The organism is Microbacterium sp. NPDC055910 (assembly GCF_042271185.1).
GTDB lineage: Bacteria > Actinomycetota > Actinomycetes > Actinomycetales > Microbacteriaceae > Microbacterium.
The window spans coordinates 37,240-59,748 of record NZ_JBHJZS010000003.1 but is presented as its reverse complement, the minus strand read 5'-3'; the positions used below and the strand labels follow the sequence as shown (position 1 = coordinate 59,748).

Here is a 22,509-nt window from a genome sequence, read left to right as displayed (position 1 = left end):
GACGACATTCAGGCACTAACGAGGAGCAGCATGGCACACGAGGACGATCCGCTCGAGCTGGAGAGGGGCTCTTGGAAGCCCTCCCCCGGGCTCGCTGTCGCGGTCCCCGATCCGGTGCGCAACCCGGAGCTCCCGCCGCACCGCGAGCGGGTGACCGACAAGGACCCGGCCGCGATGAAGCGCGCGGTAAGGACCGTCTACACCCTCTTCTACGTGTCCGTGGCCGCCAGCATCTGGGCAGTCGCGGCGTACATGATCTTCCCGATCGAGAGTGGCCGGTTCATCGACATCCGCCACAACAACCTCTTCATCGGCCTCGGCATCGCGCTCGCGCTGCTGGCGATCGGCGTCGCCGCGATCCACTGGTCGAAGGCGATCATGTCGGACAAGGAGTTCATCGAGCCCCGGCACGCGACACGCGGGCGCGACACGACACGCGAGGCGGCCATCCAGGCCTTCGCCGACGCGAACGAGGAGTCCGGCTTCGGACGCCGCACGATGATCCGCAACTCGCTCATCGCGGCGCTCGTCGCCTCGGTGGCTCCCGGCATCGTGCTGTTCCGCGGGCTGGCACCGCACAACACGCCCGACAACCCGTTCGCGGGCGACCCGGTGCACCTTCTCGAGCACACGATGTGGGCCGAGGGCATGCGCCTCGCCCACGACCCCTCGGGCGAACCGATCCGCGCCGCCGACCTGACGCTCGGCTCGGCCGTGCATGTCATCCCGGAGCCGCTCGCCGAGCTCTCCCACCACGACGGCTACCTCGAAGAGAAGGCGAAGGCCATCGTGCTGCTCATGCGCCTGCTCCCCGAGCAGCTCATCGAGTCCGAGGAGCGCAAGGACTGGTCGTACGACGGCATCGTCGCGTACTCCAAGGTCTGCACGCACGTCGGCTGCCCCGTCGCCCTGTACGAGCAGCAGACGCACCACCTGCTGTGCCCCTGCCACCAGTCGCAGTTCGACGTGACGGATGAGGCCAAGGTCATCTTCGGCCCCGCCGCGCGTGCTCTGCCCCAGCTGCCGATCACGGTCGACGACGAGGGCTACCTCGTCGCACGCAGCGACTTCACCGAACCCGTCGGCCCGAGCTTCTGGGAGCGTCATTGAGCACCGCAACCGTCACCGAGAAGACCCAAGAGCGCGATAAGCCGCTCGGGGGCCGCTTCGTCGGCGCCACGGCGAACTATCTCGACGAGCGCACGAGCCTGTCGGGCATCGTCAAGGAACTCGGCCGCAAGGTCTTCCCCGACCACTGGTCGTTCATGCTCGGCGAGATCGCGCTGTGGAGCTTCGTCGTCGTGCTCCTCTCGGGCACCTTCCTGACGTTCTTCTTCGATGCGTCGATGGCTCCCGTCCACTACCACGGCGCCTATCTGCCGATGCGCGGCCTCGAGATGTCGGCGGCGATGGCCTCGACCCTCGAGATCTCCTTCGACATCCGCGGTGGTCTGCTCGTCCGTCAGATGCACCACTGGGCGGCGCTGGTCTTCGTGGCCGGCATCGGCGTGCACATGCTGCGCGTCTTCTTCACGGGCGCGTTCCGCAAGCCCCGTGAGCTCAACTGGGTCATCGGCTTCGTGCTGTTCGTCCTGGCAATGGGTGAGGGCTTCACGGGCTACTCGCTCCCCGACGACGTGCTCTCCGGCAACGGTCTGCGCATCATCGACGGCATGATCAAGGGCATCCCGCTGATCGGCACGTGGACGTCGTTCCTGCTGTTCGGCGGCGAGTTCCCCGGAACCGAGATCGTCGGACGCCTCTACGCGCTGCACATCCTGCTGCTGCCGGCGATTCTGGTCGCGCTCCTCGCGTTGCACCTCATGCTCATGATCATCAACAAGCACACGCAGTTCGCCGGCCCCGGCCGCACGAACAGCAACGTCGTGGGCTACCCGATGATGCCCGTGTACATGTCCAAGATGGGCGGATTCTTCTTCGTCGTCTTCGGCTTCATCGTGCTGATCGCCTCGCTGTTCTCGATCAACGCGATCTGGGCCTACGGACCGTATGATCCGTCTCCCGTCTCCGCGGGAACGCAGCCCGACTGGTACATCGGCTTCGCCGACGGCGCGCTGCGCCTGGTTCCGCCGCATCTCGAGAGCGTCTTCCTCGACCGCACGTGGTCGTGGAACATCCTGATCCCGCTCGGCGTGCTCGTGGTCTTCATCCTGATCGTCGCGATCTACCCGTTCATCGAGTCGTGGATCACGGGCGACAAGCGCGAGCACCACATCGCCCAGCGCCCGCGCAACGCCGCGACGCGCACCGCGATCGGTGCGGCCGGCGTCACGTTCTACGCCGTGCTGTGGGCGGCTGCCTCGTCGGACATCATCGCGACGCACTTCTGGCTGACGATGGAGGGCGTGATCCACGCTCTGCAGGCGCTGCTGATCCTGGGTCCGATCATCGCCTACTTCGTCACGAAGCGGATCTGCATCGCGCTGCAGCGCAAGGATCGCGAGATCGTGCTGCACGGCTACGAGTCCGGACGCATCGTGCGTCTTCCCGGTGGCGAGTACATCGAGGTCCACCAGCCCGTCGATCAGTACGACCGCTTCAAGCTCGTCGACTACGAGACCTACGAGCCGCTCGTCGTGCGTCCGAATGCACAGGGACGGATCCCGTGGCACGAGAACCTGCGTGCCGGTTTCTCGCGCTGGTTCTTCGAGGACCGCCTCTCCCCCCTCACGCAGACCGAACTCGACGCGGCCGATGCTCACCAGCACCACGAGCTCGACCACATCGCGGACGAAGAGCACGCCGAGATCCAGGGCGCGCATGAGCGCGCGGGTGTCCCGGATGCACCGCACGTGCCGATCGACGACGGTCACAACACCGAGACGGCCAACCGCCCGTCGAACGTCATCATCCCCGAGGACGAGGGACGCGACAAGTAGCGCGGTCCAGTCGCGAAGAGCCCCGGTTGCATCACGCAGCCGGGGCTCTTGCTCTTCCGTGAGCGCCGGGATGCGGCATCCGAGGTCGTGTGCCCGTCCGAAGAGCGGCCCGGTCCACCGCCACACGTCAGGGCGGCATCCGGCGTGTCACGACCCGGCGTCGGGCAGCTCCACCCCCTTGCGCGCAGCCAGTTCGGCGATCTTCTCGGCCTCGTCGATCGAGACCGCGACATACATTCGCAGACCCTCCTCGTCACGACGCAGCAGATACTCGTAGTCGCCATCGGTGAGCAACTCGTCGCCGGCGCCGTAGAAGTGCCACCGGACCCTCAGTCTGGTGATCGCGGCGGTCAGGTCCACGCGTTCGAGCAGCGTGTGCTCCACGCGCTTCAGTCCGAGCTGTCGATACAGCGGATAGGACTGCTCCAGGCCCTGCGCCATCTCCTCACGCGAGGAGACCGTGCCCACGAACGGGTCGCTCAGGATCGTGCCCGGCACGCCCCACAGGGCCACACTCCGCGCCACGTCGTAGGTGCCGAGTCCGTCTTGGTAGTCGTTGAGGAACGACTCGATCTCCCGGTCGCTGACCGCCATGGGCGTCAGGGTAGCAAGACCCGTTCTTCCACGGTTGCGGCACTATCGCCGAGCCGTGGAGCGGCGTGCGTCCGCAGGCCGACCGGTGGGGCAGCGACGACGTGGATCCGGCGCCGACAGGGACGCAGCGCCGCCCGGGCGTCCCACCACAGCGAAGCGGCCGGCATCCGGATCGAGATCCAGGATGCCGGCCGCTATGAGCCGCGAGCGGGTCAGCGCGCGAAGTGACCGCGGTAGTACTCGTAGACCCAGCCGACGATCGCGACGACGAACAGTGCGATGCCGATGGGGAACATCCAGACGCCGACAGCGAGGCCGAGGATCGCGACGGCAGACGCCCCCGCGAGGACGATCGGCCACCACGACCACGGGCTGAACTCGCCGACCTCGGGGTCGCCGTCGTCGATGTCCGACGTCAGGATGTCCTCGGGCAGCTCGCCGCCCTGTGCCTTGTGCACACGGCTCGTGTAGAAGGCGATGAGGCCCGTCATGAACGCCGTGAAAAGCAGTGCGACGCTTCCGACCCACTCGATCGAGAGGGTGAAGGTGTCCCACCAGGACAGCCCGGGAGCGGCATACGTCCCCCAGTGGGCAATCAGGTTCCACACCGTGTACATCGTGAAGACGACGAGGAAGAAGACGGTGAGGATCCACCAGAGCGCGGTGTTGGTACGCATCTACTTGACCTCTCCTTCGGCCGCGTCGACGACCGGGGCTTCGGGTGCATCCTTCGCTGGACCGACGCCGACGGGGATTCCCGCCTCGGGGTGGTTCAGGTCGAATGCGGGACGCTCGCTGCGGATGCGCGGGATGGACGTGAAGTTGTGACGCGGCGGCGGGCACGACGTCGCCCACTCGAGCGAGGCGCCGTAGCCCCACGGGTCGTTGACCGTGACCTTGGGCGCCTTGCGGGCCGTGATCCACACGTTGAACAGGAACGGGATCATGGATGCGCCGAGGAGCATCGCACCGACCGTCGAGACCTGGTTCTGCCACGTCCAGCCGTCAGCGGCCGAGTAGTCCGCGTAGCGGCGCACCATGCCGTCGACGCCCAGCCAGTGCTGGATGAGGAACGTCATGTGGAAGCCGATGAACAGCATCCAGAAGTGCACCATGCCGAGCCGCTCGTTGAGCATGCGACCGGTCCACTTGGGCCACCAGAAGTAGAACCCGGCGAACATCGCGAACACGACCGTGCCGAAGACGACGTAGTGGAAGTGGGCGACGACGAAGTACGAGTCGGAGATGTGGAAGTCCAGCGGCGGCGAGGCGAGGATGACGCCCGTGAGGCCACCGAAGACGAACGAGACCAGGAAGCCCAGCGAGAACACCATGGGCGTCTCGAAGGTCACCGATCCTCGCCACATCGTTCCGATCCAGTTGAAGATCTTCACGCCCGTCGGTACCGCGATGAGCATCGTCATCAGCGCGAAGAACGGCAGTAGGACGGCGCCCGTGACGTACATGTGGTGGGCCCACACGGCGATCGACAGCGCGGCGATCGCGATCGTGGCGTAGACCAGGGTCTTGTACCCGAAGATCGGCTTGCGGCTGAAGACCGGCAGGACCTCGGAGATGATGCCGAAGAACGGCAGCGCGATGATGTACACCTCGGGGTGTCCGAAGAACCAGAACAGGTGCTGCCAGAGGAGCACTCCACCGTTCTGCGGATCGTAGATGTGGGCGCCCAGCACGCGGTCGGTCGCGGCGGCGAGGATCGCGGCGGCGAGGACAGGGAAGGCCATCAGGATCAGGATGCTCGTCACGAGCGTGTTCCACGAGAAGATCGGCATGCGCCACATCGTCATGCCCGGTGCGCGCATCGTGATGATCGTCGTGATGAAGTTCACGGCACCGAGAATGGTTCCGAAACCGCTCATGCCGAGTCCGAGCATCCACAGGTTTCCGCCGACACCTGGCGAGAACGTCGTGCTCGCGAGTGGCTGATAGGCGAACCAGCCGAAGGATGCCGCACCCTGGGGCGTGAGGAAGCCGGCGACCGCGATGAGCGAGCCGAACGTGAACAGCCAGAGAGCGAAGGCGTTGAGTCGCGGGAACGCGACATCGGGGGCACCGAGCTGCAGCGGCAGGATCGCGTTCGCGAAGCCTGCGAACAGCGGCGTCGCGAACATCAGCAGCATGATCGTGCCGTGCATCGTGAACAGCTGGTTGTACTGCTCCTTCGTCGGGACGATCTGCATGCCCGGTTCGAAGAGCTCGGCGCGGATGATCAGCGCCATCACACCGCCCAGCATGAAGAAGATCACCGAGGCGATCAGGTACATGTAGCCGATCGTCTTGTGGTCGGTGGAGGTGATCCACTTGACGATGATGTTGCCCTTCTGCTCGACGCGAGATGCGCTGAGCAGAGCGGCCTGGCGAGGCGGCAGGGTCGTCGGACGCCCCTGCGCGGGTTCATTGAGGGGAAGTGTCGTCGCCATGGTCAGTCTTGTCCCTCCGATGCGACCCCGCCCGTACCGGGAAGGTTCTGGAGCCGGTCGTATTCGTTGTTGATGTCACCGGTCTGCCCCGCGGCTTCGAGGGAGTCGAGGTAGTCCTCGTACTCGGCCTCGCTGACGACCTTGACGTTGAAGAGCATCATCGAGTGGTACTCGCCGCAGAGCTCGGCGCACTTGCCGGCGTACTCACCCTCGCGCGTCGGCGTGAACGACCACAGGTTGTCGCGGCCGATGTACATGTCCTTCTTGTAGAGGAAGTCGATGATCCAGAAGGAGTGGATGACATCGCGCGACTGCAGGTTGATCGTGACGGACTTGTCGACCGGCAGGTAGAGCGTCGGCAGCTCGTTGATGATGTTGCCGGACTCGTCGGTCTGCGCCTGGACGCCCATCGACCAGACCGTGTCGTCGTCGGTGGCGCCGTCGTACTGGAAGTCCCACGCCCACTGCTTGCCGATCGCCGTGATCGACACGTCGGGGTTCTCGTCGTAGTCCTCGAGGATGGCCTGGTCACGCGCGGTGAACGCGAAGAATCCGAGCACGAGGATGACCGGCACGACCGTGTAGAAGATCTCGATCGGCATGTTGTAGCGCAGCTGGACCGGCAGACCGGTCTGTCCGCGGCGACGTCGGTAGACGATCGCGGCCCACAGCGTGAGACCCCACGTGATGACGCCGACGGCGAGCAGCACGATCCAGGAGTTGACCCACAGGCCCGACACCATCTCGGTGTGGTTCGTCGTCGCGGGACCGTCCTCGACGAAGCCCGGTAGATACCCGTTGAGCTCCGTCGGGGTGCATCCGGCCAAGATGGCGGCCGTAGCGATCCCGACGGGGAGGAGGGCCCAGCGGAGGCGGCGTTTCGAGGGCACGGTGCACCTTTCCAAGTCGCGAATGTGACTCACGCCAGTCTAGGGCAACCGCTCAGGCACTTCAGGCCATCTGCCCAGCTTGTCGCGCCATCTCCCGCCGAGGACGACAGAACCCGGCGGCTGATGAGCGCGCCGGGTTCCGTCGGATTTCCGTTCCGATCAGTGGAAGCTGTCTCCGCACGCGCAGCTGCCGCCGGCGTTCGGGTTGTCGATCGTGAATCCCTGCTCGGAGATCGTGTCCTTGAAGTCGATCGAGGCGCCGTCGAGGTACGGGACGCTCATCTCGTCGACGATGACTTCGACGCCCTCGAACTCGACCGCCTGGTCACCTTCGAGGTAGCGCTCGTCGAAGTAGAGCTGGTAGATCAGTCCGCTGCAGCCGCCGGGCTGCACAGCGACCCGCAGGCGCAGGTCGTCGCGGCCCTCCTGCTCGAGCAGGTTCTTGACCTTGAGTGCCGCAGCGTCGGTCAGCGACACGTTGTGCGCGCGGGCTTCCTGGTCGGTAGACAGAGCGGTGTCGGTCATGTGATCCTCCGAGATCGGTGCTGCCGGATGCCACGATTCTACGCCGCGCAGCCCGGAAGGGGCTCCGCACTCGGCGTATTGGCTCAGTCGCCCCGCCGCGCGTCGAGCTTGGCCAGCAGCAGCGCCTCGGACACGAGGGCGTTGCGGAACGTCTCGAGGTGCAGCGACTCGTTCGGGCTGTGCGCCCGCGCGTGCGGGTCTTCGACACCGGTGACGAGGATCTGCGCCCCCGGGAACTCCCTCACCAGATCCGCGATGAACGGGATCGACCCGCCGATGCCGAGATCGACCGGAGTCACTCCGTATCCCTCGTCGAGGGCTTCGCGCGCCGTGGCGGCGGCCCAGCCGGACGTGTCCCCCAGGAACCCGTTGCCGAAATCGGCGTCGCGGAAGGACAGCTGAGCGCCGAACGGGGCATGCGACCGCAGATGCGCTTCGATCGCGGCGTACGCCTCTTCGGCGGACTGCCCCGGCGCGATGCGCGCACTGACGACGACGCTCACTTCGGGCGTCAGGGTGTTCGACGCGTTCACGACGCTCGGCGCGTCGATTCCCGTCACGGTGATCGACGGCTTGTTCCAGATGCGGCTCAGGATCGTGCCGTCGCCGATCGGGCGGACCCCCTCGGGCAGGCCCGCCTCGTCGCGCAGGGTCTCTTCGGTGTAGTCCGGGGTCGCGGCATCCCGCGTCTGCAGGCCCTCGACGGCGACCGAGCCGTTCTCGTCCCACAGCGTCGCCAGCAGCGTCACGGTGGCCATCATGGCGTCGGGCACGGCGCCGCCGAACATGCCGGAGTGCGACGCGTGCTCGAGCGTGCGGACGGACATGGTGAAACGCGCGTTGCCGCGCAGCGACACCGTGAGCGCGGGTGTCTTGGCATCCCAGTTGCCCGAGTCCGCGACGACGATGACGTCGGCGCGCAGCGCATCGGCGTTGTCGGCGAGGAACTGCGCGAACGACCGCGATCCCGCCTCTTCCTCCCCCTCGATGAAGAGGGCGACGCCGAGGTCGAAGTCGTCGCCGAGCACCTCTTTGAGCGCGCGCAGCGCACCGATGTGCACCATGACACCGGCCTTGTCGTCGGCCGCGCCGCGACCGTAGAGCCGTCCGTCGCGCACCGTCGGCTCGAAGGGCGCCGACTCCCACAGCGATTCGTCGCCGACAGGCTGAACGTCGTGGTGCGCGTAGAGCAGAATGGTCGGCCGGCCGTTGCGCGCGGCACGCGTGGCCAGCACGGCCGGCATCCCCCGCTCGCCGGTGCCGGGGATCGCCGCGTCGCGGATCTCGACGCGGTCGAAGATGCCGAGGCCTTCGGCGAGGGCCGCGACGGCTTCAGCGCTGCGGCGCACGTCACTCGGATCGAACCCCGGAAAGGCGATCGAGGGGATGCGCACGAGGGCGCCGAGATCGGCGAGCGCCGAGGGGATGCCGGCGCTCGCGGCATCCGCGACGGACTTCTGGCGGGAGAGCTCTGAGGTCATGCGGGTAATCTTAGAGGGCACCCTTCCCGCAGATCCGAGGATCCATCGTGGCCAAGACCCCCGCAACATCCGCGTCCGGCGACGCGCCGTCCGACGGCACCGTGCTCAACGGCACCTCCATCGGGAAGGGCCGGCCGACGCCATCGCGCGCCGAGCGTGAAGCAGCGCGCAAGCGCCCGCTCGTTCCGGACACGAAAGAGGGCAAGGCGCGCGCGAAGGCCGAGATCGCGGCACAGCGCGAGAAGGCGCGCGTCGGCATGGCAGCCGGCGACGACCGCTACCTGACGCCGCGCGACAAGGGCCCCCAGCGACGATGGGTGCGCGACTTCGTCGATGCCGGGTGGCACTTGGGCGAGGCGGTCATGCCGGCCATGGTGCTCGTCATCGTCGCGACCTTCATCCCGGTCGCCGGAATCCAGTACTACTCCTTCATCTCCCTGTGTATCTTCATCCTCTTCGTCGTCGGCGACATGATCATCACGTCGATCCGCGTCAAGAAGGCCGCACGGGCCAAGTGGGGCGACCAGACGGAGAAGGGCCTCGGCTGGTACGCCGCGATGCGCACGATCCAGATGCGCTTCCTGCGGCTGCCCAAGCCGCAGGTCAAGCGCGGCGGGCGCCCCGACTGAGGTCGTCGCAGGCGGTCTCGATACGCGCGCTTCGCGCGCTCCTCGACGGTGAATCCCGCCGCGTCAACGCCGCTTCGCGGCAGTGATCCGGCGCAACTCACGGTTGATCTGACGGGCCCACAGCGGGCCGCGGTAGAGGAACGCCGTGTAGCCCTGCACGAGGTTCGCGCCGGCGTCGAGGCGCTCCCGCACATCGGCGGCCGTCTCGACTCCGCCGACCGAGATGACGCAGAACTGCGCCGGCACGACGGCGCGCACCAGGAGAAGCACCTCCAGCGCGCGTGCTTTGAGCGGTGCGCCGGACAGCCCGCCCGCGCCGGCGGCCTCGACGACGTCAGACGACGTGCGCAGGCCCTCGCGCGAGATCGTCGTGTTGGTCGCGATGATCCCTGCCAGATCCGTGTCGACCGCGAGCCGCGCGATCGCCTCGACCTCGTCATCGGACAGGTCGGGCGCGATCTTGACCAGCAAGGGCGTGGAACCCGCGGCATCCCGAACCGCTTCGAGCAGCGGACGCAGCGTCTCGACGGCCTGCATGCTGCGCAGGCCGGGCGTATTCGGAGACGAGACGTTGACGACGAGGTAGTCGGCCAGCGGAGCCAGCAGCGTCGCGCTGCGCACGTAGTCGGCCGTCGCGTCGGCGACATCGACGACGCGGCTCTTGCCGATGTTGACCCCGACGACAGGTCGTCGTCGACGCCGCCGCAGCTTCTCGAGCCGCACCGACGCGGCAGCCGCCCCGCCGTTGTTGAAGCCCATCCGGTTGATCACGGCGCGGTCCGGGACCAGCCGGAACAGGCGCGGACGCGGGTTGCCGGGCTGGGGGATGGCCGTCACCGTGCCGACCTCGACATGGCCGAAGCCGAGCGCCCACAGTCCCGATGCGCCGATCACGTCTTTGTCGAAGCCGGCGGCGACCCCGAAGGGCGAGTCGAAACGCAGCCCGAGCGCTTCGGTGCGCAGGTCGGCATGGGGTCGGGTGAGCGCGCGCGAAGCCCACGCGAGACCCGGAAGCCCCAGCATCCGGATCACCTTCATCCCGAGGTGGTGCGCCGATTCGGGATCGATGCGCGACAGGACGGTGCGGAAGAGAAGGGGATACATCCCGTTCAGGGTATCGCCCCGGGGGCGCTCACTCGTCGACGGCAGCAGGAGCCGGTGCACGATCCGCACGCAGCTGGTCGATCGCCGACTCGAAGTCCTCGAGCGATTCGAACGCCCGATACACGCTCGCGAACCGCAGGTACGCGACCTCGTCGAGTTCGCGCAAGGGGCCGAGGATCGCCAGTCCGATCTCATTTGCATCGAGCTGCGATGAGCCCGTCTGGCGGATCGACTCCTCGACGCGCTGCGCGAGCATCGCGAGATCGGCATCGGTCACAGGCCGGCCCTGGCATGCCTTGCGCACTCCCGAGACGACCTTCTCGCGACTGAACGGCTCGACGACGCCGGAGCGCTTGATGACGCTGAGGCTCGCCGTCTCGACCGTCGTGAAGCGGCCGCCGCATTCGGGGCACTGGCGCCGGCGACGAATGCTCAGCCCGTCATCGCTCGTGCGCGAATCGATGACGCGCGAGTCGGAGTGGCGGCAGAACGGGCAGTGCATGTCAGCCCCAGCCTACGCGTCGAACCGCACGTCGACGGCTTCGCCGTGCGCGGGCAGGTGCTCGGCTTCGGCGAGGGTCACGATCGCCTCGCGCACGCCCGCCAGCGCGTCATGGTCATACTCGATGACCTGCTGCGGGCGCAGGAACGTCGCGGCGGAGAGACCCGCCGCGTACCGCGCCTGACCGCCCGTCGGCAGCACGTGATTGGAGCCGGCGAGGTAGTCTCCGAGGCTCACGGGCGAGTTCGCGCCGACGAATACGGCCCCGGCGTGCACGAAGTCCTCGGGATGCGGATCGGACAGGTGCAGCTCGAGGTGCTCGGGCGCATACGCATTGCTGAACGCCGTCGCCGCCGCGAGATCGTCGACGAGCACGATCGCGGACTGCGGTCCGCGCAGCGCCGTCGCCACCCGATCGGCGTGCCTCGTGCGCGGCGCGCGCTGCTCGAGGTCGGCGTGAACCTCGGCCGCGAGTGCCGCTGAAGTGGTCACGAGCACGGCCGAGGCCTGTTCGTCGTGTTCGGCCTGGCTGATCAGATCGGCCGAGACGAGCCGCGGATCGGCCGTCTCGTCGGCGACGATGAGGATCTCGGTCGCTCCCGCCTCGGAATCGGTGCCGACACGCCCCGCGACGGCGCGCTTGGCCGCCGCGACGAAGTTGTTGCCCGGTCCGGTCACGACGTCGACGGGGTCGAGCCCGAACGACGCCACACCGTGCGCGAATGCGGCGATCGCGCCGGCCCCGCCCATCGCGTAGACCTCGTCGACGCCGAGCAGGCGGGCCGCCGCGAGGATGACGGGATGCACGCGACCGTCCGCGTCGCGCTGCGGCGGCGACGCGAGGGCGATCCGCTGGACTCCGGCGACCTGCGCCGGCACGACGTTCATGACGACGCTCGACGGGTATACGGCCTTGCCGCCGGGCACATACAACCCGACGCGGCGCACGGGCTGCCAGCGCTGCGCGACGCGGGCACCCGGGGCGAGCTCCGTGACGACGGGGGGCGGAATCTGAGCGAGGGATGCCGCGCGCACGCGCTCGATCGCCGCTTCGAGGGCGTCGCGCACGGCGGGATCGAGGTTCGCGAGGGCTTCGTCGAGATGCGCCGCCGGCACGCGGATCGCGTGGCCGGTCACGCCGTCGAAGCGCTCGGCCTGCTCGCGGAGCGCATCCTCGCCGCGCGCGGCGACGTCGGACACGATCTGCGCCGCCGCCGCGAGGGCTTCGTCCCGCGCCGAGACGGCACGGGGCACAGCGGCGAGCAGTTCGGTGGGTGAGAGGGCGCGCCCGCGAAGGTCGATCGTGCGAAGCATCCGTCTACGCTAGCGCGGCAGCGGGCCTCAGCCGCGCGTCACGTCCTCGATGTCGAGCAGGTGCCCGACCCGGCCGTCTTCGTGGCGCACGACGAATCGGTCGCCGTGGTCCTCGATGACGAGTGCCCAGGCGGTCGGTCCGATGCGGAACAGCGGCGCGCCGTGCTCGTCGACGACGTCGCGCTCCTCGGGAACGAGCGCCCAGAAAGCCTGGTGCCGCACGGGTTCGTCCGCGACGGGCTCCTGCGCGACGGGCTCGTAGGTGTCGCGCACCTGATCGGGGTCCCAGTCCGCATCAGCTTCGGCGGGCTCGGCGCCGTAGGGCGGCTCGTCGGCCGTGCCGGCGTCGTAGGCGTCGGCCTCGGCGACGGGCGCGTACGTGCCGTCGGCCGGCGCACCCCGCTCGGCTTCCGGAGCGTGCGGCTCGGGCCGGGGTCGCACCGGACGCGGGGAGACGGCGCGGACCGGTCGCGCGTTGCGGTGCGCGGCGATCTCGCGACGCCCTTCGAAGTCCTCGGAGAACGGCGGGATGAGCGAGCCGAACACCGTCAGCAGCACACCGGCGAGCATGAGGAAGAACTCCACCCAGATGACCCATGAGCGGAACCATGCACCGCCCGCGAGCGAGAACGCGACGGTCTCCCAGACCAGCTGTAGCCACACGACCGTCGACACCGAGAAGGCCACCGAGGCGAACTGATCGATCCCGAGTGAGCCGAATCGCCGGATGCCCTGGGGGGACAGCCGCCGCAGCACGAGCAGGAAGACGGCGATCGTGGGCAGACCGATCGTGAGGACCCAGCCCAGACCCGAGGTCCAGACCGAACCGAAGCCGAACAGGAGGCTCTCGCGGGGGCCCCCGATGATGGCGGCGACGGGGAAGAACGAGACGACGAACGCCGCGAGCCAGATCCCCGCGAGCGAGACCTCGCGGATCGTGAACGGTCCGACCCCGTACTGGGGACGCTCCCCCGAGCTCGCGGGTTCGTCGACCGTCATGTCGGTTTCGTCGACCGTGATGTCGGTGTCGACGTCGATGTTCTCGTCCTGGTGGTCGGTCACGATGGTCCTTCCGGTTCCGAGCAAGGGGTCTTCTGAATCCTACCGGCGGCTCATCCGAGGCACTGCGGGCCGAGCAGCCCCTTGAGCTCACCGAACAGGTCAGCGGTCACGGTGACGGTGAGGGGCACCTCGAAGACCTTCGCCGTGCCGCCCTTGTGCAGCTTGAGGGTCACTTCGGTCTCGCCGCGGTGGCGCCCGAGGACGTCGGCGAGATCGCCGATCACCGTCTCGGTCGCACGGTGCTCGGGCATCGTCAGAGTGAGCGGCCCCGCGGCATCCATCGTTCCGAGATCGGGCGAGAACACCGCCTGCGCGTGCAGATTCATGCCGTCGTCGCGGCGGGACACGCGGCCGCGAACGACGAGGATCGAGTCGGCCTGCAGCATCGACGAGAACTCGGTGTAGGTCTTGCCCATGAACATGACGGTGATCTCGCCGTTGAAGTCTTCGACGGTGATCATGCCGTAGGGGTTGCCGCTCTGCTTCGCGACACGGTGCTGCACGCTCGTGACGAGCCCCGCGATCGTGACCTGGTCGCCGTCATCGAGGACCTCGCTCGCGAGCAGGTCGTGGATGCTGATGGACGCGTGCTTCGCGAGCGGGATCTCGAGCCCGGCGAGCGGGTGGTCGGACACGTACAGGCCGAGCATCTCGCGCTCGAACGCGAGCTTGTCCTTCTTGGTCCACTCCGGGCGATCGGGCACCTTCGCCGCCTGCTGCGGCTCGTCGTCGCCCCACAGCGAGTCGAAGTCGAATCCGACCTCGCCGTTGGCCTCGCGCCGTTTGTCGAGCACGGCGGCCTCGGTGGCATCCTCGTGGATCTCCATGAGGGCGCGCCGGGTGTCGCCGAGCGAGTCGAACGCACCCGCCTTGATGAGCGATTCGACCGTGCGCTTGTTGGCGACGTGCACGGGCACCTTCGTGAGGAAGCCGTGGAACGACGTGAACGGCTCGTCGGCACGCGACGCGACGATCGCATCGACGACGTTCGTGCCGACGTTGCGGACGGCACCCAGTCCGAAGCGGATGTCCTCGCCGACGGCGGCGAAGTAGCGGATCGACTGGCCGACGTCGGGCGGCAGCACCTTGATGCCCATGCGCCGGCACTCGTTGAGATAGATCGCGAGCTTGTCCTTCGCATCGCCCACGCTCGTGAGCAGGGCCGCCATGTACTCGGCGGGATAGTGCGCCTTGAGATAGGCCGTCCAGTACGAGACCAGCCCGTATGCGGCGGAGTGCGCCTTGTTGAAGGCGTAGTCCGAGAACGGCAGCAGGATCTCCCACAGCTTCTGCACGGCCTCGTCGGAGTAGCCGTTGGCGTGCATGCCCGCCTGGAAGCCCTCGAACTGCTTGTCGAGCTCGGACTTCTTCTTCTTTCCCATCGCGCGGCGCAGGATGTCGGCTTGACCCAGGCTGAATCCGGCGACACGCTGGGCGATCGCCATGACCTGCTCCTGGTAGATGATCAGGCCGTAGCTCGTGTCGAGGATGTCCGAGAGCGAGTCGGTGAACTCCTCGTGGATCGGCGTGATGTCCTGCTGCCCGTTCTTGCGCAGGGCGTAGTTGATGTGCGAGTTCGCACCCATGGGTCCTGGACGGTACAGGGCGATGACGGCCGAGATGTCCTCGAAGTTGTCGGGCTTGAGCAGCCGGAGGAGCGAGCGCATGGGCCCGCCGTCGAGCTGGAACACGCCCAGCGTGTCACCGCGCGAGAGCAGCTCGTAGGATGCCGCATCGTCGAGCGTGAGATCTTCGAGCACGAGGGGGTGGCCGCGGTTGGCCTCGATGTTGTCGAGCGCATCATTGATGATCGTGAGGTTGCGCAGCCCCAGGAAGTCCATCTTGATGAGGCCGAGCGATTCGCACGCGGGGTAGTCGAACTGCGTGACGATCTGGCCGTCCTGCTCGCGCTTCATGATCGGGATGATGTCGAGCAGCGGCTCGCTGGACATGATCACGCCGGCGGCGTGCACGCCCCACTGGCGCTTGAGGTTCTCGAGGCCCACCGCGGTGTCGAACACCGTCTTGGCCTCGGCGTCGGTCTCGATGAGAGCGCGGAACTCGGAGGCCTCTTTGAAGCGCGGGTGCTTCGTGTCGAACATGCCCTCGAGCGGCATGTCCTTGCCCATGACGGCGGGCGGCATGGCCTTGGTGAGCCGCTCCCCCATGCTGAACGGGAAGCCGAGCACGCGCCCGGCGTCTTTCAAGGCCTGCTTGGCCTTGATGGTGCCGTACGTGACGATCTGGGCCACGCGCTCGTCGCCGTACTTCTCGGTGACGTACTGGATGACCTCGCCGCGGCGACGGTCGTCGAAGTCGACGTCGAAGTCGGGCATCGAGACGCGGTCGGGGTTGAGGAAGCGCTCGAAGATGAGCCCGTGCTGCAGCGGGTCGAGATCGGTGATCCCCATCGCGTACGCCACCATCGATCCGGCGCCCGATCCGCGACCGGGACCGACGCGGATGCCGTTGCGCTTGGCCCAGTTGATGAAGTCGGCCACGACGAGGAAGTAGCCGGGGAAGCCCATCTGAACGATGACCCCGGTCTCGTACTCGGCCTGCCTGCGTACATCGTCGGGGATGCCGGTGGGATACCGGACGTGCAGCCCCTGCTCGATCTCTTTGACGAACCAGGACTCCTCGGTCTCGCCGTCCGGCACGGGGAAGCGGGGCATGTAGTTCGCCGACGTGTTGAACTCGACGTCGCACCGTTCGGCGATCAGCAGCGTCGTGTCGCACGCCTCAGGGTGCTCGCGGAAGACCTGTCGCATCTCGGCGGCGGTCTTGACGTAATACCCGTCGCCGTCGAACTTGAAGCGCTTCGGGTCATCGAGGGTCGAGCCGGACTGCACGCAGAGCAGCGCCGCGTGGCTCTTCGCATCGTGCTGATGCGTGTAGTGCAGGTCGTTCGTCGCGACGAGCGGGATGCCGAGGTCTTTCGAGATCTTCAGCAGGTCGCCGATGACGCGTCGCTCGATCGACAGACCGTGATCCATGATCTCGGTGAAGTAGTTGTCCTTGCCGAAGATGTCCTGGAATTCCGCCGCCGCGGCCCGCGCCGCGTCGTACTGTCCGAGCCGCAGTCGCGTCTGGATCTCGCCCGAGGGGCAGCCGGTCGTGGCGATGAGACCCTTCGCATAGGTCTGAAGCAGCTCGCGGTCCATGCGGGGCTTGAAATAGTAGCCCTCGAGGCTCGACCGCGACGAGAGCCGGAAGAGGTTGTGCATGCCTTCCGTCGTCTCGGACAGCAGGGTCATGTGCGTGTACGCGCCCGAGCCCGACACGTCGTCGTCGGACTGTCCGGGCGTGCCCCATCGCACGCGCGAGCGGTCGCCGCGGTGCGTTCCCGGGGTGACGTAGGCCTCGATCCCGATGATCGGCTTGATGCCGGCATCTTTCGCCGCCTTGTAGAACTCGAAGGCGGCGAACGTGTTGCCGTGGTCGGTGACGGCGATCGCCGGCATCTCGAGCCGCACCGCCTCTTGCACCATCGATCCGATGCGCGCGGCCCCGTCGAGCATCGAGTATTCGCTGTGCACGTGCAGGTGTACGAAAGAGTCGGATGCCACGCATCGAGTCTACGTAGCGGCTCGGACATCAGGGCCCGAGGTGGCCCTCGGCCGCGCATGCCGTGCACGGTGTCGTCCTGTGTCCCCCTCGCCCGCGCCGAACACGCAGGTGCACGGCGCACGACACGCAGGAACGCCGCCGTGCCACGGCAACCCGCCCGACGGGCACGGCACCGGCGGTGATCCCCGTCGACGCCGGACACGGCGTGCCTAACGTCGAAGTGCGACGCCGGCACGAGGAGGTCCGTGGGGGATGTCATCCCGGGCCGGCGTCGCGACCTCCTCCCCCGTCGGCTCAGTCGCCGCGCAGGACCTCGAGCGCGTGAGCGAGGTCGCCGGGGTACTCCGAGGTGAAGGTCGACCACTCCCGCGTCGCGGGGTGCGCGAAGGAGAGCTGGTGCGCGTGCAGCCACTGGCGCGTGAGCCCCAGCCGAGCGGAGAGGGTCGGATCGGCGCCGTACAGCGGATCGCCGACGCACGGATGCCGGTGGGCGGCCATGTGCACACGGATCTGGTGCGTCCGGCCCGTCTCGAGGTGGATCTCGAGCAGCGATGCTCCGGGGAACGCCTCGATCGTCTCGTAGTGCGTCACGGAGTCCTTGCCGTCGGGTGTGACCGCGAACTTCCACGAGTGGGTCGCGTGTCGGCCTATCGGTGCGTCGATCGTGCCGGTGAGGGGGTCGGGATGCCCCTGCACGATCGCGTGATAGATCTTCTCGACCTCGCGCTCCTTGAACGCCCGCTTGAGCGCCGTGTAGGCGTGCTCGGACTTGGCGACCACCATGAGCCCGCTCGTGCCCACGTCGAGCCGATGCACGATGCCCTGGCGCTCGGCCGCCCCCGTTGTCGCGACGCGCACGCCGCCCGCCGCCAGCGCCCCCAGCACGGTCGGACCCTCCCAGCCGACGGAGGGATGCGCCGCGACGCCGACCGGCTTGTCGATCACGACGATGTCGTCGTCTTCGTGCACGATGCCGAGGTCGGGAACCGCGAGCGGCACGACGACGGGCTCCTGCCGATCCGTCCACGTGATGTCGAGCACGCTTCCTGCCGAGACCCGGTCGGACTTGCCCACGACACCGCCGTCGAGCAGCACGCCGCCCGCTTCGGCGACCTCGGCCGCGAACGTGCGCGAGAAGCCGAGCATCTTCGCGAGCGCCTGGTCCACCCGAGTTCCGTCGAGCCCGTCGGGCACGGGGAGCATCCGGGTGGGCATGTCAGCGGTCGTCGCGGTGTTCGTCCGCCTCGCGGTCCGCTTCGCGCTCGACCTCACGCTGCTCGCGCTGCGTGAGCGGCGGCAGTCCGCGTTCATCGGCGGGGATGCCGACATCAGGGTCGGCGACGGGGAACTCGTCGCCGAAGCCCGAGACTGCGCCGCCGGGCGCCACTTCGTCGCCTTCGCCGAGAATCGTCTCGCGCTCGGAGTCGTGTCGCGATTCGCGTGTTCCGTCCATGTGCACTCCCAGGATGATCAGCAGTGCGACCAGGATCATGTCGCACACGATGAAGATGTCGGCGACGTTGTAGATCGCCGGCGACATGCCCGGGAAGAACCACATCCAGGGCGTGTTGATAAAGTCGATCACGTGCCCGACCGCGAAGCCGGGCTCGCGGAAGAGGCGATCGGTGAGATTGCCGAGCACACCCCCCAGCAGCAGGCCGAGCACGACCGCCCACAGGCGTGAGCGCACGCGCGTGACGGCGAGCCAGCCGATGACCACCGCGACCAGAGCCAGCGCGATCGTGAAGATCCAGGTGACCCCCTCGCCGAGCGAAAAGGCCGCGCCGGGGTTCTTCACGAGATAGAAGCTCAGGAAGTCCCCGAAAACGGGGACCGTCTGCTGCAGCGGCAGGTTCTCGAGGGCGAGCTGCTTCGAGAACTGGTCGGCGGCCAGCACCACTGCCGCGAGAATCGCGATCGTGATGCCGGCCGCCGCCGGACGAAGCTTCGACGCGCTCGTGTGCGGGCGTGTCAAAGGGACAGGTTCAGAGGCCGGCCGCAGAGATCGGGGTCGAACCCGATGCCGTGCCGGTCGTCTCGAGGTCGCGGAGGTGGCTCTCGATGTAGCCGCGCAGCTGCGTGCGGTAGTCGCGCTCGAACTGACGCAGATCGGAGATGCGGCCCTCGAGCGAGACGCGCTCGCGATCGAGGCGTGCGATCTCTTCGCGACCACGTGTCTCGGCGTCCGAGATGATGGCGGCCGCCTGCGACTTGGCGTCGGCGATGAGCTTGTCGCGCTGAGCCTCGCCCTCGGCGACGTGCTCGTCGTGCACCCGCTGAGCGAGCTCGATGAGGCCGGCCGATGCCGAGACGGGCGCGGGGGTGGCCTGCGGTGCCGCTTCGGCCGCGGGTGCGGGAACCGACACCTCTTCGATGACCTCGACGGACTCGACGGTCTCGGAGGCCGGCGCCTCGCCGGACTCGTACGCGGCGAGCTTCGCCTTCAGCTCTTCGTTCTCGGCGATCGTCTTGCGCCACTCGACGACGATCTCGTCGAGGAAGTCATCGACCTCGTCCGGGTCGAAGCCTTCCTTGAAACGGACGTGCTGGAACTGCTTGGTGACGACGTCATCCGGAGTCAAAGCCATGGTGATTCCTCTTTCGAGCGCTCAGGTCGGTGGCAACGGTCTGGGGCGGACCCGCCGACTGGCAAGCCGTACCTGCCAAGCATAGCCGCGGCATCCACCCCTGTGGTGTCGGTCCGTGCGGAGTCAGACGGACATGAAGGCTCTCGTGATCGAGAGCAGCACGAAGCACAGGAGCATCGTGAGGGCGAAACCGAAGTCGATCGCGATGGCCCCGACGCGCAACGGAGGGATGAGGCGTCGGAAGAGTCGGATCGGCGGGTCGGTCACGGTGTAGACGATCTCGGCGGCGACGAGGCCGAGCCCTTTGGGCCGCCATTCGCGGTTGAAGATCGGCACCCATTCGAGCACGAGACGCACGAGCAGCACGAGCACGTACAGGACGAGCGCGCCGTTCAGTATCGCCGCGGCGAGGCGGACGAGCTCCACGGCTTACTGCTGTGCGAAGGGCACGGACTCCGCGTCGGCGTGCGCGACGGCGCCGTCACCCGACACGGCGACGTTCTCGGGCGAGAGCAGGAAGACCTTGCTCGTGACCCGCTCGATGCGCCCGAACAGGCCCAGCGAGAGTCCGCTCGCGAAATCGATCAGACGGCGCGCGTCGGCGTCGCTCATCTGCGAGAGATTGATGATGACCGGCACGCCGTCGCGGAAGTTCTCGGCGATGACCTGCGCGTCGCGGTACTGCTTGGGATGCACCGTCAGGATCTCGCTGATGGCGGTCGGCGCCGGCTGGCGCACGACGGCGGGGCGATGGATCGGGGTCACGGGCGCTGCTTTCTCGACGACGGCTTCGGTCTTGCGACCGCGGGGCTGCGGCGCAGGCTCCTCGTACACCTCTTCCTCGTCGGCGAGGCCCAGGTACACCATGGTCTTCTTGAGCGGGTTCGACATCGCATCCTCCGTTGTGCTCGTCTGTTCCGAGGTTAACCGCGGTCGGGCCGCGGTCCCGTGATTGCCGAGCCGATCCGCAGGTGTGTCGCACCCGCGGCGATCGCCTCGGCGAAGTCTGCCGTCATGCCGGCTGAGATCCAATCCGCATCCGGCACCGTCGCTCGCACCACATCGCTGAAGGCTGCCAGGCGCGCGAACGCGGCGGCGGGCGGCTCCTCGAGGGGCGCGACGGCCATGATCCCGCGCACGCGCAGCGACCGTCGATCGGCGACGTGTTCGGCGAGCTCGGCGAGATCCTCCGGCGCGACGCCGCCTCGACCCGGGTCTGCCGTGAGGTTCACCTGCAGCAGCACATCCAGGACGGGATCGGAGGCCTCCGCCGCGGCGTCGAGCGCATCGGCGACCCGACCGCGGTCGACCGAGTGAACGATGGATGCCGCGGCGCGCACGGCGCGAGCCTTCTTGGTCTGCAGCTGGCCGATGAAGTGCCAATCGACGTCGAGGTCGGGCAGCTCGGCGCGCTTGGCGGTGAGCTCCTGCTGGCGGTTCTCGCCGACATCGCACACACCGAGGTCGGCGAGGGCTGTGACCAGCGCCGCGGGATGGAACTTCGTCACGACGATGCGCGTGAGGGAGCTCGGTGCGCGGCCGACGTCGCGCGCCGCCTGGGCGATGCGTTCGTCGATGTCGGCCAGTCGCGCCGACAGCGCCGCGACGTCGACAGACTCAGGGGACGGGGGCATGAAAATCCGTTCTCTGAGTCTGTCGATCGTCGTGCGGGACTTACTTGAGGAAGTCCGGGATGTCGAGGTCGTCGTCGCCGAACGCCGAGTCGTAGGCGTCGGGCACCGAGACGCCGACCGAGACCGGCTCGGCGGGAGCGGGTTCGGGCGTGTCGAGCTCGCGGGCGGCGTCCTGAGCGGGCGTCGCCGGCACGACCGGTGCCGAGAAGTCGCGCGACGCCGTGATCGGCTCGATACGCGCCTGCGGCTGTCCGCCGTCGAAGCCCGCCGCGATGACCGTGACCCGCACCTCGTCTCCGAGCGTGTCGTCGATGACCGTTCCGAAGATGATGTTGGCCTCGGGGTGCGCCGCCTCTTTGACCAGCTGCGCGGCGTCGTTGATCTCGAAGATCCCGAGATTCGACCCGCCCTGGATCGACAGCAGCACGCCGTGCGCGCCTTCGATGGATGCTTCGAGCAGGGGCGATTCGACCGCGAGCTCGGCGGCCTTGATGGCGCGGTCCGCTCCGCGGGCGGAGCCGATGCCCATGAGGGCGGAGCCCGCGCCCTGCATGACCGACTTGACGTCGGCGAAGTCGAGGTTGATCAGACCGGGCGTCGTGATGAGGTCGGTGATGCCCTGCACACCGGCCAGGAGCACCTGGTCGGCCGTCGCGAACGCCTCGATCATCGAGATGCCGCGGTCGCTGATCTCGAGGAGTCGGTCGTTCGGCACCACGATGAGGGTGTCGACTTCTTCCTTGAGCTTCGCGACGCCGGTCTCCGCCTGCTGCTGCCGGCGGCGACCCTCGAACGAGAACGGCTTCGTCACGACACCGATGGTGAGCGCTCCGATGGACTTCGCGATCTTCGCGACGACCGGCGCACCGCCGGTGCCCGTACCGCCGCCTTCGCCCGCCGTGACGAAGACCATGTCGGCACCGCGCAAGGCCTCCTCGATCTCCTCGGCGTGGTCTTCCGCCGCCCGGCGACCCACCTCGGGATCGGCGCCCGCGCCGAGTCCGCGCGTGAGTTCACGCCCGACGTCGAGCTTGACGTCCGCGTCGCTCATGAGCAGCGCCTGCGCGTCGGTGTTCACCGCGATGAACTCCACGCCGCGCAGTCCGAGCTCGATCATGCGGTTCACGGCGTTCACGCCGCCCCCGCCCACTCCGACCACCTTGATGACTGCGAGGTAGTTCTGGTTCTGGCTCATGCCGGCCTCCGTCTTTCGAACCAAACCTTCAACCTCATCTAGAGGTTTAAAGAATTGCTCGGTATGCAATTCCTGATTCC

General features: G+C 67.8%; 21 protein-coding genes. 3 read left to right on the top strand and 18 right to left on the bottom strand.

Annotated elements, in window-relative coordinates; genetic code table 11:
• Positions 1 to 30: 30 nt before the first annotated feature.
• Together ACFC3F_RS02615 and ACFC3F_RS02610 are read left to right on the top strand one after the other, a co-directional pair.
• Complete coding sequence (locus ACFC3F_RS02615) at positions 31 to 1,110, top strand: Rieske 2Fe-2S domain-containing protein (protein ID WP_376126267.1); 1,080 nt, start codon at positions 31 to 33, stop codon at positions 1,108 to 1,110.
• Positions 1,107 to 2,900 carry a cytochrome bc complex cytochrome b subunit gene (locus ACFC3F_RS02610; RefSeq protein ID WP_376126264.1) on the top strand — a complete coding sequence of 598 codons (1,794 nt, stop codon included), beginning with the start codon at positions 1,107 to 1,109 and terminating at the stop codon, positions 2,898 to 2,900. The genes ACFC3F_RS02615 and ACFC3F_RS02610 overlap by 4 nt, the downstream gene beginning before the upstream one ends.
• 147 nt (positions 2,901 to 3,047) lie before the next feature.
• Here the strand turns inward: ACFC3F_RS02610 and ACFC3F_RS02605 are convergent, their stop codons facing one another.
• The 6 genes from ACFC3F_RS02605 to ACFC3F_RS02580 form a co-directional block, all read right to left on the bottom strand.
• On the bottom strand, positions 3,048 to 3,494 hold the full coding sequence (locus ACFC3F_RS02605; protein WP_376126262.1) for a hypothetical protein: 447 nt from the start codon (positions 3,492 to 3,494) through the stop codon (positions 3,048 to 3,050).
• A gap of 212 nt (positions 3,495 to 3,706) precedes the next feature.
• Positions 3,707 to 4,171 (bottom strand): cytochrome c oxidase subunit 4, encoded by a 465-nt coding sequence (locus ACFC3F_RS02600; RefSeq protein ID WP_376126260.1) that lies wholly within the window; start codon positions 4,169 to 4,171, stop codon positions 3,707 to 3,709.
• Positions 4,172 to 5,935, bottom strand: coding sequence for a cytochrome c oxidase subunit I (gene ctaD / locus ACFC3F_RS02595; protein WP_376126258.1), 1,764 nt, complete (start codon positions 5,933 to 5,935; stop codon positions 4,172 to 4,174).
• 2 nt (positions 5,936 to 5,937) lie between these two features.
• On the bottom strand, positions 5,938 to 6,825 hold the full coding sequence (gene coxB, locus ACFC3F_RS02590; protein WP_376126255.1) for a cytochrome c oxidase subunit II: 888 nt from the start codon (positions 6,823 to 6,825) through the stop codon (positions 5,938 to 5,940).
• 159 nt (positions 6,826 to 6,984) lie between these two features.
• Positions 6,985 to 7,350: an iron-sulfur cluster insertion protein ErpA gene (erpA, locus tag ACFC3F_RS02585; protein ID WP_376126253.1), complete on the bottom strand. Its 366-nt coding sequence runs from the start codon at positions 7,348 to 7,350 to the stop codon at positions 6,985 to 6,987.
• A gap of 83 nt (positions 7,351 to 7,433) precedes the next feature.
• Complete coding sequence (locus tag ACFC3F_RS02580) at positions 7,434 to 8,831, bottom strand: dipeptidase (protein WP_376126251.1); 1,398 nt, start codon at positions 8,829 to 8,831, stop codon at positions 7,434 to 7,436.
• A 47-nt stretch (positions 8,832 to 8,878) separates the two neighbouring features.
• Between ACFC3F_RS02580 and ACFC3F_RS02575 the strand changes: the two genes are divergently transcribed.
• Positions 8,879 to 9,460, top strand: coding sequence for a DUF3043 domain-containing protein (locus ACFC3F_RS02575; protein ID WP_376126248.1), 582 nt, complete (start codon positions 8,879 to 8,881; stop codon positions 9,458 to 9,460).
• Positions 9,461 to 9,523: 63 nt separating this feature from the next.
• On the opposite strand, the gene ACFC3F_RS02570 is transcribed toward ACFC3F_RS02575, so the two are convergent.
• The 12 genes from ACFC3F_RS02570 to ftsZ form a co-directional block, all read right to left on the bottom strand.
• Positions 9,524 to 10,564, bottom strand: coding sequence for a quinone-dependent dihydroorotate dehydrogenase (locus ACFC3F_RS02570; RefSeq protein ID WP_376126246.1), 1,041 nt, complete (start codon positions 10,562 to 10,564; stop codon positions 9,524 to 9,526).
• A 28-nt stretch (positions 10,565 to 10,592) separates the two neighbouring features.
• Positions 10,593 to 11,066, bottom strand: coding sequence for a transcriptional regulator NrdR (gene nrdR / locus ACFC3F_RS02565; protein ID WP_376126243.1), 474 nt, complete (start codon positions 11,064 to 11,066; stop codon positions 10,593 to 10,595).
• 12 nt (positions 11,067 to 11,078) lie between these two features.
• The gene (hisD, locus tag ACFC3F_RS02560) at positions 11,079 to 12,380 is read right to left on the bottom strand and encodes a histidinol dehydrogenase (protein ID WP_376126240.1); all 1,302 of its coding nucleotides are present in this window, start codon (positions 12,378 to 12,380) and stop codon (positions 11,079 to 11,081) included.
• A gap of 27 nt (positions 12,381 to 12,407) precedes the next feature.
• The gene (locus ACFC3F_RS02555) at positions 12,408 to 13,442 is read right to left on the bottom strand and encodes a hypothetical protein (RefSeq protein ID WP_376126238.1); all 1,035 of its coding nucleotides are present in this window, start codon (positions 13,440 to 13,442) and stop codon (positions 12,408 to 12,410) included.
• A gap of 50 nt (positions 13,443 to 13,492) precedes the next feature.
• Positions 13,493 to 17,011: a DNA polymerase III subunit alpha gene (dnaE, locus tag ACFC3F_RS02550; RefSeq protein ID WP_376126235.1), complete on the bottom strand. Its 3,519-nt coding sequence runs from the start codon at positions 17,009 to 17,011 to the stop codon at positions 13,493 to 13,495.
• Positions 17,012 to 17,306: 295 nt separating this feature from the next.
• Positions 17,307 to 18,227, bottom strand: coding sequence for an RluA family pseudouridine synthase (locus ACFC3F_RS02545; protein ID WP_376126232.1), 921 nt, complete (start codon positions 18,225 to 18,227; stop codon positions 17,307 to 17,309).
• A 1-nt stretch (position 18,228) separates the two neighbouring features.
• Positions 18,229 to 18,936: a signal peptidase II gene (locus ACFC3F_RS02540; RefSeq protein ID WP_376126521.1), complete on the bottom strand. Its 708-nt coding sequence runs from the start codon at positions 18,934 to 18,936 to the stop codon at positions 18,229 to 18,231.
• 61 nt (positions 18,937 to 18,997) lie between these two features.
• Entirely contained in the window at positions 18,998 to 19,600 is a 603-nt protein-coding gene (locus tag ACFC3F_RS02535; protein ID WP_376126230.1) for a DivIVA domain-containing protein, read from the bottom strand.
• A 123-nt stretch (positions 19,601 to 19,723) separates the two neighbouring features.
• Positions 19,724 to 20,026, bottom strand: a complete 303-nt coding sequence (locus ACFC3F_RS02530; RefSeq protein WP_376126227.1) for a YggT family protein — start codon at positions 20,024 to 20,026, stop codon at positions 19,724 to 19,726.
• Between the two features lie 3 nt (positions 20,027 to 20,029).
• Positions 20,030 to 20,491 (bottom strand): cell division protein SepF, encoded by a 462-nt coding sequence (locus ACFC3F_RS02525; RefSeq protein ID WP_376126225.1) that lies wholly within the window; start codon positions 20,489 to 20,491, stop codon positions 20,030 to 20,032.
• Positions 20,492 to 20,523: 32 nt separating this feature from the next.
• Positions 20,524 to 21,234, bottom strand: a complete 711-nt coding sequence (locus ACFC3F_RS02520) for a YggS family pyridoxal phosphate-dependent enzyme (protein ID WP_376126222.1) — start codon at positions 21,232 to 21,234, stop codon at positions 20,524 to 20,526.
• 40 nt (positions 21,235 to 21,274) lie between these two features.
• Positions 21,275 to 22,429 (bottom strand): cell division protein FtsZ, encoded by a 1,155-nt coding sequence (gene ftsZ / locus ACFC3F_RS02515; protein WP_376126219.1) that lies wholly within the window; start codon positions 22,427 to 22,429, stop codon positions 21,275 to 21,277.
• Positions 22,430 to 22,509: the final 80 nt, after the last annotated feature.

Coding starts and splice junctions, on each gene's coding strand:
- ACFC3F_RS02615 (WP_376126267.1), top strand. CDS start 31: ATGGCACACGAGGACGATCCGCTCGAGCTGGAGAGGGGCTCTTGGAAG.
- ACFC3F_RS02605 (WP_376126262.1), bottom strand. CDS start 3,494: ATGGCGGTCAGCGACCGGGAGATCGAGTCGTTCCTCAACGACTACCAA.
- ACFC3F_RS02600 (WP_376126260.1), bottom strand. CDS start 4,171: ATGCGTACCAACACCGCGCTCTGGTGGATCCTCACCGTCTTCTTCCTC.
- ctaD (WP_376126258.1), bottom strand. CDS start 5,935: ATGGCGACGACACTTCCCCTCAATGAACCCGCGCAGGGGCGTCCGACG.
- erpA (WP_376126253.1), bottom strand. CDS start 7,350: ATGACCGACACCGCTCTGTCTACCGACCAGGAAGCCCGCGCGCACAAC.
- ACFC3F_RS02580 (WP_376126251.1), bottom strand. CDS start 8,831: ATGACCTCAGAGCTCTCCCGCCAGAAGTCCGTCGCGGATGCCGCGAGC.
- ACFC3F_RS02570 (WP_376126246.1), bottom strand. CDS start 10,564: ATGTATCCCCTTCTCTTCCGCACCGTCCTGTCGCGCATCGATCCCGAA.
- nrdR (WP_376126243.1), bottom strand. CDS start 11,066: ATGCACTGCCCGTTCTGCCGCCACTCCGACTCGCGCGTCATCGATTCG.
- hisD (WP_376126240.1), bottom strand. CDS start 12,380: ATGCTTCGCACGATCGACCTTCGCGGGCGCGCCCTCTCACCCACCGAA.
- ACFC3F_RS02545 (WP_376126232.1), bottom strand. CDS start 18,227: ATGCCCACCCGGATGCTCCCCGTGCCCGACGGGCTCGACGGAACTCGG.
- ACFC3F_RS02535 (WP_376126230.1), bottom strand. CDS start 19,600: ATGGCTTTGACTCCGGATGACGTCGTCACCAAGCAGTTCCAGCACGTC.
- ACFC3F_RS02525 (WP_376126225.1), bottom strand. CDS start 20,491: ATGTCGAACCCGCTCAAGAAGACCATGGTGTACCTGGGCCTCGCCGAC.
- ACFC3F_RS02520 (WP_376126222.1), bottom strand. CDS start 21,234: ATGCCCCCGTCCCCTGAGTCTGTCGACGTCGCGGCGCTGTCGGCGCGA.
- ftsZ (WP_376126219.1), bottom strand. CDS start 22,429: ATGAGCCAGAACCAGAACTACCTCGCAGTCATCAAGGTGGTCGGAGTG.